We start from the raw sequence: 11,279 nt of genomic DNA, 5'->3' as shown, positions 1-11,279 counted from the left end.
ACGCAGTACTACTGGTCGCCGCTGACCGATTGGCTGGCAGAAGGCATCGCCGGATCTGGCCCCGACGACAACCTGGGCTGCTCCACCGTGGGTGCCCCCGGTCCGAGAACCCTCGCGGTTCTCCCGGGGCCCAGACTCATGTTCGCGTCCGCTCGAGCAGGGCGCGGGCCGGACCAGGTCCGCCCGCGCGAGGTTGCTCCGAACGGGCCCGTAGGATAGTCAATTGGCCCTCGTACCGGGGGCCGTCCTCAGAATTCCAGAGTTGTCTATGGCAGGAGGCCAGGTGTCCGAGTTCGGTCGACGAGACTCAGCGGATGAGGGGTCCGGTCGGTCGGCTCGCCGCGACCAGGACTCCCGCGGCGGCAGGTCCGACGCGCCCCGGGGAGACCGGCGCGGCGCGCGGCAGGATCGCGGCGGACGGGACAACGCCCACCAGGGCCGGCCCCGTCGGGACGACCGCGGCGCACGCGGTTCCGGCGGCTTCGCCGGCCGCCCCGGCCACGGCGACGGTCCCCGCGAACAGCGCGGCGGATACGCCGGCAAACGCGACGACGACCGCGACTTCCGCCCCCGCGGCAAGCGCGAGTTCGACCGTCCGCAGGGCAAGTCCTACGGTGACCGTTCCGGCGGCAAGTCCTCCTACGGCGACCGCTCCGAGGGACGCTCGTCCTACGGCAACCGTTCCGAAGGGCGTTCCTCGTACGGCGAACGCTCCGGCGGGCCCGGCAAGTCTTACGGCGACCGTTCGGGCCGTCCGGAAGGGAAATCCTCCTACGGCGACCGCGGGCGTCCGCAGGGCAAGTCGTCGTACGGCGAGCGGTCCGGCGGCCGCTGGAACGACGACCGGCGCGGTGGCGACGACCGCCGTGGCGGGTACTCGGGCGGCGACGACCGGCGCGGACCGGGCGGATACCGCGGCAAGGACTCCCAGGGCGGCGGTTTCCGCGACGATCGGCGCGGATCCGGCGGTTTCCGCGACAACGACCGGCGCGGCGGTTACGGCGACCGCGACAACCGCGGCGGCAAGCCCGGCGATCGCGACACGCGTGGTGGCTACCGGGACGACCGGGGCAGCAAGCCCGGTGGATTCCGCGACGACCGGGGCAGCAAGCCTGGTGGTTTCCGCGACGACCGTGGCGGCAAGCCCGGCGGCTACCGGGATCGGGACGACCGCGGTCCGCGCGATGGCGGATTCCGTGGCGGGAACCGGAGTTCCGGTGGATTCCGCGACGATCGCTCCGGCGGGAACCGGGGAGAGCGGCGCGACGACCGCGGCGGGTTCCGCAACGACCGCGACGACCGCCGGGACAACCGTTCGGGCGGCTTCCGCAGCGACCGGCGCGACGAGGGCGGCTACCGCGGCGGGGATCGCCGGGACGAGCGCTCCGGCGGGTTCCGCGACAACCGGCGGGACGACCGGCCGGGCGGATACCGCAATGACCGGCGCGACGAAGGCGGTCAACGCGGGGAGCGGCGGGACGACCGTTCGGGCGGCTTCCGCAATGATCGTGACAACCGGTCCGGCGGGTACCGCAGCGACCGGCGTGACGAGGGCGGTTACCGGGGCGACCGGCGAGACGACCGCTCCGGTGGGTTCCGTCGTGACGACCGGTCCGGCGGGTATGGCGGCAAGCGGCCTGGCGGGGACCGGCGGGACGACCGTTCGGGCGGGTTCCGGCGCGATCGCGACGGCGACTCCGGCGGGTTCCGCAAGGACCAGCGCGACAGCGGTTTCCGGAAGGACCGTCAGGACGACGGTTTCCGGGGGCGGCGGGACGAGGTCGAAGAGACCCAGTCGGCCGTGGAATCCGCAGCCGTCGACGAGGTGACTGCGGGCGCTGACGTCGCGGCGGAGCGCGTCGAGCGTGCCGATGCCACTGAAGCTCAGGAACGGCGCGACAGCAGCGAGGACCAGGGCGAGCGGCAGGACCGTCGGGAGCGCGACAACCGCAGCGACCGCAACGACCGCGGCGGCCGGGACAGCCGCGGAGACCGCGACAGCCGGGACCGTCGCGACCGCAGGGACGACCGGCCCCGCACCAAGCGGCCGGTCACCGTCGAGGAGCAGGACGCCGCTCTGGCGCGCGAGCTGCTCGAAGCGCCGGAACTGCCCGAGGACATCGAGTTCTCCGACCTCGACGAAGAGGTCCGCCGCGAGCTGCGGACCCTGCCGAAGGGGCTCGCGGAGACCGTCGGGAAGCACCTGGTCGCCGCCGGCGGTCTGGTCGACGAAGACCCGGAGGCCGCGCTCGAACACGCCCGGTACGCGAAGACCAAGGCGTCGCGGGTGCCGATCGTGCGCGAAGGGCTCGGGCTGGTCGCGTACCACGCGGGCAACTGGCAGGAAGCGCTGTCCGAACTGCGCGCCGTCCGGCGGATGACGCGCAGCGACGAGCACATCGCGATCATCGCGGACGCCGAGCGCGCGCTGGGCCGTCCGGAGCGCGCCCTGGACCTCGCCAAGGAGACCGACAAGGAACGGCTCACCAAGGCGACCCAGGTCGAGCTGGCGATCGTCGCGGCGGGTGCGCGGCGCGACCTCGGGCAGCTGGACGCGGCGGTCGTGTCCCTGCAGGGGCCGGACCTCGCGGCGGCCAAGCGCGATCCGTGGAGCGCGCGCCTGTTCTACGCCTACGCCGACAACCTTGAGGCTGCCGGGCGCAAGGAAGAGGCCGTGCAGTGGTTCCTCAACGCCGCTGAGGCCGACGCCGAGGACGAGACCGACGCCGCCGAGCGCGCCGCGGACCTCGCGAACGCGTCGAACGAGGCGAACGCGCCGAAGGAGACGGCCGAGCCGGGCGAGCCGACTGGGTCGGATGACTGACGTGGCCTACGACGCGCTGCTGTTCGATCTCGACGGCACCGTGTACCACGGGCCGCAGGTGATCGACGGGGCCGCGGAAACCGTGGCCGCCGTGCGCGAGCAGGGCACGGCGGTCCGGTTCGTGACCAACAACGCGTCCAAGGCCCCGTCCGCGGTCGCTGAGCACCTCCGGGACCTCGGCATCGCCGCGGACACCGAAGAGGTGCACACCAGCGCTCAGGCGGCAGCCGCGCTCCTGCGGGACCGGCTGCCCGCCGGAGCGAAGGTGCTCGTCGTCGGCACGGCCTCGCTCGGCGACCAGATCGCCGCGGCGGGGCTCGAGCCGGTACGGACCGCGGGCGACGACGTTTCCGCGGTGGTGCAAGGACATTCGCCGGAAACCGGATGGGCGGACCTCGCCGAGGCGAGCATCGTGATCCGCGCGGGCGGGCTGTGGGTCGCCACGAACACCGACACCACGCTGCCTACCGAGCGCGGGCTGATGCCGGGCAACGGATCCATGGTCGGGGCGCTGAAGATCGCCACCGGCGCGGAACCGGTCGTCGCGGGAAAGCCGGAGCCGTTGTTGTTCGAAACGGCGGCACGGTCGGCGAAGGCGAAGCGTCCGCTGGTGGTCGGGGATCGGCTGGACACCGACATCGCGGGTGCGGTCGCGGCGGGTCTCGACTCGCTGTGCGTCCTCACCGGCATCGCGACTCCGGCGACGCTGCTCACCGCGATTCCGGCGGAACGGCCCACTCATCTGGGTGCGGATCTCACCGCGCTGGCACAGCCGGTGGACGAATTGCGCATCGGGAAGCGGTCCGGCTGGGAAATCGGCGAGAACGACGTGCTGACCGTTCGCGGCGAAGGGGACAAGCTCGACCTGCTGCGCGCGCTGTGCGATTCGGCGTGGCGCACCGGCATCACGCAGGTGCGCGCGGAAGGCGACGCGGCCGCGGCGGCAGTGACCGGGCTCGGGCTCGCCTGACTGGTAGTTTGGGCCTGTGCACCCGAACGTTCCGCGGCCGGTTCCCGGACCCCCGCCGATCCCCGGACCCGGCCCGCAGCAGACTGACCCGCGGGCGGGCATCGACGAGGCCGTCGCCGGGCTCGACGACCTCGACACGCTGCCGCCCGCCGAGCACGTGGACCGCTTCGAGGCCGTGCACACCGAGCTGACCGTGGCCCTGTCCAGCATCGACAAGGTCTGACCGGCGTGGCCAAACGGGCCAGGCTCGACGCGGAACTCGTGCGGCGCGGACTCGCCCGCTCCCGCGAACAAGCCTCCGCGCTGATCGCCGGCGGCAAGGTCACCGTGCGCGGCATGGTCGCCACGAAACCCGCCACCGGCGTGGAAAACGACGCGCCGATCGTCGTGAAGGACGAGGACGACCCGGGCTGGGCGTCGCGCGGCGCGCACAAACTCCTTGGCGCGCTTGAGCGTTTCGGTCCTGAGGGGCTGACCGTCGAAGGCCGCCGTTGTCTCGACGCGGGCGCATCCACTGGCGGCTTCACGGATGTGTTGCTGCGGGGCGGCGCCGAGAAGGTCATCGCCGCGGACGTCGGGCGCGGGCTGCTCGATTGGAAGCTGCAGACCGACGATCGTGTCGTGGTTCTCGACCGCACGAACGTCCGCAATCTGACGCCGGATGTCCTTGGCGGCCAGGTCGATCTCGTCGTCGGCGACCTTTCCTTCATCTCGCTCAAGCTCGTGCTGCCCGCGCTCGTCGCATGCGCCCGCGACGGCGCGGATCTCGTGCCGATGGTCAAGCCGCAGTTCGAGGTCGGCAAAGACCGGCTCGGCAGCGGGGGCGTGGTGCGCGATCCCGAACTGCGTGTCGAATCCGTGCTGGGCGTGCTCGCCGAAGCCGCGAAGCTCGGCCTGTCGCTGCGCGGGGTCGTCGCGAGCCCGTTGCCCGGGCCCTCCGGGAACGTCGAATACTTCGTGTGGCTCCGCAAAACGGAGCCGGAAGACGCGGGCGGCGACGATGCCGAGCGGCTCGTTCGCGCCGCAGTCCAGGAAGGACCTCAGTGACCGCCGAACGTGAAGTGCTCCTCGTGGTGCACCCCGACCGGGACACCACCCGGGAGGCCGCCCGCGAGGTGTCCCAGCGATTCGCGAAGGCCGGGATCCGGCTGCGCGTGCTCGACGAGGACGTTCTCCAGCTGATCGACCCGGACGGCTGCATGGCCAAGCCGTGCACCGTGGTCGCGCCCGAGCACAATCCGGCCGAGGGAGCCGAGCTCGTGTTCGTGCTCGGCGGCGACGGAACCCTGCTGCGCGCGGCGGAACTCGCCCGTCCGGCCGGGGTCCCGGTGCTCGGCGTCAACCTCGGCCGCGTCGGCTTCCTCGCCGAGGCCGATTCGGATGCGCTCGCCGACGCCGTGCAGCGCGTGGTCGACCGCGAGTACCACGTCGAGGACCGGATGACGGTCGACGTCACGGTCACCGCCGACGGCGCGGAGATCTACCGGACCTGGGCGCTCAACGAGGCCAGCGTCGAGAAGTTCAGCCGCGAGCGGGTGCTCGACGCGCTGATCGAGGTCGACGGCCGCCCGGTGTCGTCCTTCGGCTGCGACGGCGTGCTGTGCGCGACGCCGACCGGTTCCACCGCGTACGCCTTCTCCGCGGGCGGGCCGGTGCTGTGGCCGGACGTCGAGGCGCTGCTGGTGGTGCCGAGCAACGCGCACGCGATGTTCGCCCGGCCGCTGGTCGTGTCGCCCGAGTCGGTGATCACCGTCGGCATCGACCCGACCGGCCCGAAAGCCGTGCTGACCTGCGACGGGCTGCGGTCGTTCGACCTGCCGCCGGGCGCGCTGGTGCGCGTCGTGTGCGGCAGGCGGCCGGTGCGGCTGGTGCGGCTGTGGGACGGCGTGTTCACCGACCGGCTGGTGTACAAGTTCGGCCTGCCGGTGCGCAGCTGGCGCGACCGGCGCGGCGGGGAGCGTCCGGGCGGCTGATTCGCGACGCGCCCGCACAAGTGTTCGACCAGCGAAAAGAAGAGTTAGCGGACCTCGGACGCACAGAACGTCGGTGCGGGCCGCTACCGTATGCGTCGTGCTGGCCGAGATGCGCATCCAGGGCCTCGGAGTCATCGAGGAAGCCCTGCTGGAACTGCACGCGGGCTTCACCGTGGTCACCGGTGAGACGGGTGCGGGCAAAACCATGGTCGTCACCGGGCTGCATCTGCTTTCGGGCGGACGGGCCGAGGCGTCGAAGGTCCGGAACGGAATGCTGAAGGCATTCGTCGAGGGCCGCTTCACCGTGGGCAAGGACGACGCGGCCGCCCGCATCGTCACCGATTCGGGGGCCGATGTCGACGAGGACGGCAGCGTCATCGCGCTGCGCACGGTCGCGGCCGACGGGCGCTCGCGGGCGCACCTTGGCGGCCGGTCGGTGCCGGTCGGGGTGCTGGCCGAGCTGTCCGAGCAGGTGATCGCCGTGCACGGGCAGAACGACCAGCTGCGGCTGCTGCGCCCGGCCGAGCAGCGCGCGGTGATCGACCGGTTCGCCGGCGAGGACGTGGGCGGGCCGCTCGCGCGGTACCGCCAGGTCCGCGAGGAGTGGCTGGCCGTGCTCACCGAGCTGAGCGAGCGCTCCAACCGCTCCCGCGAGATGGCGCAGCAGGCGGACCTGCTGAAGCACGGGCTGAACGAGATCGACGCGGTCGCGCCCGAGCCGGGCGAGGACGTCGAGCTCACCGAGCAGATCAAACGCTTGGCCGCAGTCGACGAACTCCGCGCGATGGCCACCGAATCGCATGCGGCGGTGTCCGGCGCGCAGGACGGCGACCCGGACGCGCCGGGCGCGCTCGGCCTGGTCGGCGAGGCGGTGCGAAGGCTCGCCTCGGCGGAGGATTCCGCGCTGCGCGACCTCGTGCCGCGGCTGGAGGAAGCCTCCACGCTGTTGAGCGACGTCGGCGCGGAGCTGGGCAGTTACGTCGAGAATCTGGACGCGGACCCGGCGCTGCTGGAGAAGGTGCTCGCCCGCCAGGCCGATCTCAAACGGCTCACCCGCAAGTACGCCGCGGATGTCGACGGGGTGCTGGCGTGGGCCGAGGACGCGCGTCGCCGGCTCGAATCGATGGACACCTCCGAAGAGGCGTTGGCAGCGCTGGCTTTGCGTCGCGACGAGCTCGCCGTGCAGCTGGTCGCGCACGCCACCGAGGTTTCCGCCGCGCGCGGCAAGGCGGCCGCTGAACTCGCCACGGCGATCACCAAGGAACTGTCCGGTCTCGCGATGGGGCAGGCGGAGCTGGAGATCACCGTCGAACAGCGTCCGGCCGAGCACGGTGATCGGCAGGCGCTCGCGATCGACGGACACGCGGTGCACGCGGGCCCGGACGGCGTCGACGAGGTGGAACTGCTGCTGCGGGCGCACAACGGCGCGCCGCCGCTGCCGGTGCACAAGGCCGCCTCGGGCGGTGAGCTGTCGCGCGTGATGCTGGCTATCGAGGTCGTACTGGCGCACGCGGACACCGTGCAGACGTTGGTGTTCGACGAGGTCGACGCCGGGGTCGGCGGCCGGGCCGCGGTGGAGATCGGCCGGCGGCTGGCGCGGCTCGCGCGCACGCACCAGGTTCTGGTGGTCACGCACCTTCCGCAGGTCGCCGCGTTCGCCGATCAGCATTTGGTGGTGGACAAGGGAACCAGCGGCGGCGTCACGCGCAGCGGCGTGAAGACGCTGGACCAGAGCGACCGGGTGCGCGAGCTCGCGCGGATGCTCGCGGGCATGGACGGCACCGAGACCGGCCGTGCGCACGCCGAGGAATTGCTTGCCACCGCGGAGAAAGACAAGGCGAAGAACACCGGCGCGAAGCGCAAGCGCGCGAAGAAGGGCTGAGGCGGATTCCATGACCTGGGCCACGTTGGCCGACGTCGAAGCCGAACTCGCCCGCGCGCGGCGGGAGGACGATCTCGACCGCTTCCTCGAACTCCTCGGCGACGAGGAGCTCTTCGTGCCGATACACCGGGACGAAGCGGAACGGCTCGCGCAGGAGCGGACCTGGTCGCCCGCGAAAGCGTGCTGCGCGCACGGCGGCGAACCGTCGCTGCAGGTCTTCACCCGCGGCGCGCTGCCGGATTTCGGGACGGACGTGGTGTTTCTCAGCGGGGATCTCGACTGGGCCACGCACGGTCTCGGCCGCGAGGAACAGGTCGTGTTCAACCGCGGCACGCTCGCCGAATGGCGGGTGGGCGCGGACGCCGTGCTGCCGTGGGTCGACGCGAACCCGCACCGGGTCACGGCGGTGGAGCAGCAGGTCGAACGGCTTTACACAGCGCGGTACGGGCTTCTCGACGGTCCGGTCGCGCACGCGCTCGCGTGCGGCGCGCACCAGGCGGTGCTGTCGGCCGAACCGTGGAACGTCCTCGACGCGCGCTACCACGATTACGTCGCCGAAGTCCGCGGCCTGCGCGACTGGTGGGGCGTCGCGGACGCGGCGGGCTGGCGGGCCGCGATGGACCGGCTGCTCGGCGATTCCTACCAGCTCACCACCGGAAACCTGGTGCTCGTGCTGCGCGCCCGCAGCGGGCTGGCGCTGGACTTCTACGGCTGGGTCGAGCTCGTCCGGCAGTGGTGCGCCGAAAACGACGCCGAGGACCAAGCCGAACCGCTCATCGACGCGGTGCGCCGGATCGTCCGGTACGAACAGCGGTTCCGCGCCGACGGCCTGCTCGCTCCGGACGGCGTGGTGGACAGCATCATCGGCTGGGATGTCGGCCGCGCGGTCGAGCTGGCGCGCTGGGGTTTGGCGGTCGGGTACTGCGATGCGCTCACGGCTGAATTGATGGTGCTGGAGGCAGGCGCGATCGCCCGCCGCTACCACGAATCGTGGGCGGAATTGGCCACCGGATACGTGCTGGGCAGGCTGCTCGCGCTCGACGGCGAGGAATTCGGGCCGGAGTACGTTTCGGCCGCCCGGGTCCGCCACCGGCTGCTGAACGATCCCGCGAGTCCCTGGTCCAACCTCGATTTCGGAGCCGGCGGACCGCACAGTTAACCCCGGTTCCGCACCCCGCGCGACATGGCTCACCACAACGAGTCATGTCCGCCTCGGCGCGTCGGCTCCGCACCCACGCACAAATTTGTCACCATCAGCCACATGAAGCTCACTGGTCTTCTCGCGCGGAACCACGAAGCCCTTCCCGGCGTCATCGGTGTCGCGCGGGTCGACCGGCGCACGCGGGAGCTGCTGCGCCGGGTCAGCGCCGGCGACATCGTCGTGCTCGACCAGCTCGACCTCGACCGGGCCACCGCCGACGCGCTGGTGGCCGCCGAGGTCGCCGCGGTGGTCAACGCGTCGCCGTCGATCTCCGGCCGGTTCCCCAACCTCGGCCCGGAAATCCTGGTGGCGGCGGGCGTTCCGCTGATCGACTCGGTCGGCGGCGAATTGCTGCGCACCGTCAAGGACGGCACGAAGCTGCGCGTGCACGAGGGCGCGGTCTATCTGGGCGAGCGGCAGCTGGCGACCGGGGTCGAGCAGACCCCCGAAAGCGTCGCCGACCAGATGATCGAGGCCAAGGCCGGGATGTCGACCCAGCTGGAAGCCTTCTCCGCCAACACGATCGAGTTCCTCCGCCGCGAGCGGACGCTGATCCTCGACGGCGTCGGCGTGCCGGAGCTGAAGGTCCCGGTGCGCGACCGGCACGTGCTGGTCGTCGCCGCGGGGACCGGGCACGCCGAGGACCTCAAGAAGCTCAAGAAGTACATCGGCGAGCACCGGCCGGTGCTGGTCGGCGTCGACGCCGGTGCGGACACTCTGCGCGCGCAGGGCTACCAGCCCGACGTCATGGTCGGCGACCCGACCGGGATCGGCACCGCGACGCTGCGCAGCGGCGGCGAGGTGGTCGTCCCCGCGCAGCCGGACGGGCACGCGCCGGGCGTCGAGCGGATCCAGGACCTCGGCATCGGCGCGGTCACCTTCCCCGCGACCGGCAACGCCGAGGACCTCGCCCTGCTGCTGGCCGACGCGCACGGCGCGAGCCTCGTCGTCACCGTCGGGTTTCAGGCCACGCTGCGGGAATTCCTCGACCACGGCCGGTCCGGGTCGAACCCGTCCACGTTCCTCACGCGGCTCAAGCTCGGCACCAAGCTGGTCGACGGCAAGGCCGTCGCGACGCTGCACCGCAGCCGGGTGTCGCTCGGCGCGGTCGCCCTGCTCGTCCTCGCCGCCATCGTCGTCGTCGTGGCCGCGCTGCTGGTCTCCGACGTCGGCTCCGTCTACCTCGAGTGGATCCAGCACACCTGGTCCACGTTCGTCGCCTGGGTGAAGGGTCTCTTCACGTGATTTCCCTGCGGTACCACATCGTTTCCATCACCGCGTGCTTCCTGGCGCTGGCCGTCGGCGTGGTGCTGGGCTCGACCGCGCTCAACGGTTCGCTGCTGTCCGGGCTCGCGGACCAGAAGAAAGACCTCGGCACGCAGGTGTCCGACCTGGAGGCGCAGCGCAACGCGCTCAAGGCGCGGCTGTCCGACGCGGACGCGTTCGCCGGGACGATGGGCCCGAAGGTCGTCGCGGGCGCGCTCGACAAGCGCAGCGTCGTCATCGTCACCACGCAGGACGCGCGCCCGGCCGACCGCGACGCGCTCAAGAAGCTCGTGGGCCAGTCCGGCGCCTCGGTGACCGGCGAACTGCAGCTCACCAACGCGTTCACCGACCCGGCGAAGGCCGACCAGTTGCGCGACGTCGTCACGCGGCTGCAGCCGGCCGGTGCGAAGTTCCCGACCGCGGGCGACTCCGGCACGCTCGCCGGCGCGTTGCTCGGTTCGACGCTGCTGCTGGACAAGGCGAGCGCGAAACCGCAGTCGAGCGGCGACGAACTCGCCGCCGCGCTCGGCGGGCTGACCGACGGCGGTTTCGTGAAGCCGAGCCAGGGCGTGCAGCCCGCGCAGCTGGCGATCGTGCTGACCGGCGCTCAGGAAACCGGTGACGGCGCGGGCGATCGCGCCGCGACGATCGCGCGCTTCGCCGCGCAGATGGACCGTTCCGGCGCGGGCACGGTGCTCGCCGGCGACCCGGGTTCGGCTGAGGGCGCCGGTCCGATCGGCGTGGTGCGCGCCGACACTTCGGCGACGTCGATTCTGTCCACTGTGGACAACGCGGATTCGGCGGCGGGCCGGGTCGCGACGATTCTGGCGCTGCAGGAACAGCTCAACGGCGGTTCGGGCCGGTACGGCATCGCGGGCAACGCGCAGGCGATCGCGCCGGGCGTGGCCGCTTCGGGGAACTGAGACTTTCCGCCTCCCGCACAAGAGTCAGCGGCGGCACTGGATTCCCTTCGAGGGTGGGGTAATCCGGTACCGCCGCTGACTTTGTCGCGTCCGCCGCGACCGGGTGGATCTCGGCAAGAGCCGGCGGCGGCACCGGATTCCCTTCGGGGTAGGGAATCCGCGACCGCCCCGCGCCAGCGCACCGTCGGACGCAGCCGCTCGTCGTTCACCCGGTGCTTGTTCGCCCCCACGATGTCGAAC

Annotated in this window: 9 protein-coding genes; all 9 read left to right on the top strand. The window is 72.0% G+C overall.

The features are described 5' to 3' along the window. The first annotated feature begins 283 nt into the window (after positions 1–283). The 9 genes from ACWDNU_RS43670 to ACWDNU_RS43630 all read left to right on the top strand — a co-directional run bounded on the left by ACWDNU_RS43670 (position 284) and on the right by ACWDNU_RS43630 (position 11,039). Complete coding sequence (locus ACWDNU_RS43670) at positions 284–2,824, top strand: hypothetical protein (RefSeq protein ID WP_449673179.1); 2,541 nt, start codon at positions 284–286, stop codon at positions 2,822–2,824. After that, positions 2,817–3,794: an HAD-IIA family hydrolase gene (locus ACWDNU_RS43665; protein ID WP_449673178.1), complete on the top strand. Its 978-nt coding sequence runs from the start codon at positions 2,817–2,819 to the stop codon at positions 3,792–3,794. The genes ACWDNU_RS43670 and ACWDNU_RS43665 overlap by 8 nt, the downstream gene beginning before the upstream one ends. A 16-nt stretch (positions 3,795–3,810) precedes the next feature. Continuing rightward, positions 3,811–4,017, top strand: coding sequence for a hypothetical protein (locus ACWDNU_RS43660; RefSeq protein ID WP_009079580.1), 207 nt, complete (start codon positions 3,811–3,813; stop codon positions 4,015–4,017). Between the two features lie 5 nt (positions 4,018–4,022). Next, on the top strand, positions 4,023–4,841 hold the full coding sequence (locus tag ACWDNU_RS43655) for a TlyA family RNA methyltransferase (protein WP_370936327.1): 819 nt from the start codon (positions 4,023–4,025) through the stop codon (positions 4,839–4,841). Further along, on the top strand, positions 4,838–5,767 hold the full coding sequence (locus ACWDNU_RS43650; protein WP_449673177.1) for an NAD kinase: 930 nt from the start codon (positions 4,838–4,840) through the stop codon (positions 5,765–5,767). Before ACWDNU_RS43655 ends, ACWDNU_RS43650 begins: the two co-directional genes overlap by 4 nt. Positions 5,768–5,864: 97 nt before the next feature. Continuing rightward, positions 5,865–7,649 carry a DNA repair protein RecN gene (recN, locus tag ACWDNU_RS43645; protein WP_449673176.1) on the top strand — a complete coding sequence of 595 codons (1,785 nt, stop codon included), beginning with the start codon at positions 5,865–5,867 and terminating at the stop codon, positions 7,647–7,649. Positions 7,650–7,659: 10 nt separating this feature from the next. Beyond that, entirely contained in the window at positions 7,660–8,808 is a 1,149-nt protein-coding gene (locus ACWDNU_RS43640) for a DUF1266 domain-containing protein (protein ID WP_449673175.1), read from the top strand. Between the two features lie 102 nt (positions 8,809–8,910). Further along, entirely contained in the window at positions 8,911–10,095 is a 1,185-nt protein-coding gene (steA, locus tag ACWDNU_RS43635; RefSeq protein WP_370936331.1) for a putative cytokinetic ring protein SteA, read from the top strand. Next, a complete protein-coding gene (locus tag ACWDNU_RS43630; protein WP_449673174.1) occupies positions 10,092–11,039 on the top strand; it encodes a copper transporter in 948 nt (315 codons plus the stop codon). Before steA ends, ACWDNU_RS43630 begins: the two co-directional genes overlap by 4 nt. Positions 11,040–11,279: the final 240 nt, after the last annotated feature.

It is taken from the genome of Amycolatopsis sp. NPDC003676 (assembly GCF_053587275.1).
Note: the sequence above shows the minus strand (reverse complement) of the source record. Positions and strands in the feature narration are given on the sequence as shown.

Excerpts from the sequence above, each read along its gene's own strand:
- ACWDNU_RS43665 (WP_449673178.1), top strand. The coding sequence starts at position 2,817 with ATGACTGACGTGGCCTACGACGCGCTGCTGTTCGATCTCGACGGCACC.
- ACWDNU_RS43640 (WP_449673175.1), top strand. The coding sequence starts at position 7,660 with ATGACCTGGGCCACGTTGGCCGACGTCGAAGCCGAACTCGCCCGCGCG.
- steA (WP_370936331.1), top strand. The coding sequence starts at position 8,911 with ATGAAGCTCACTGGTCTTCTCGCGCGGAACCACGAAGCCCTTCCCGGC.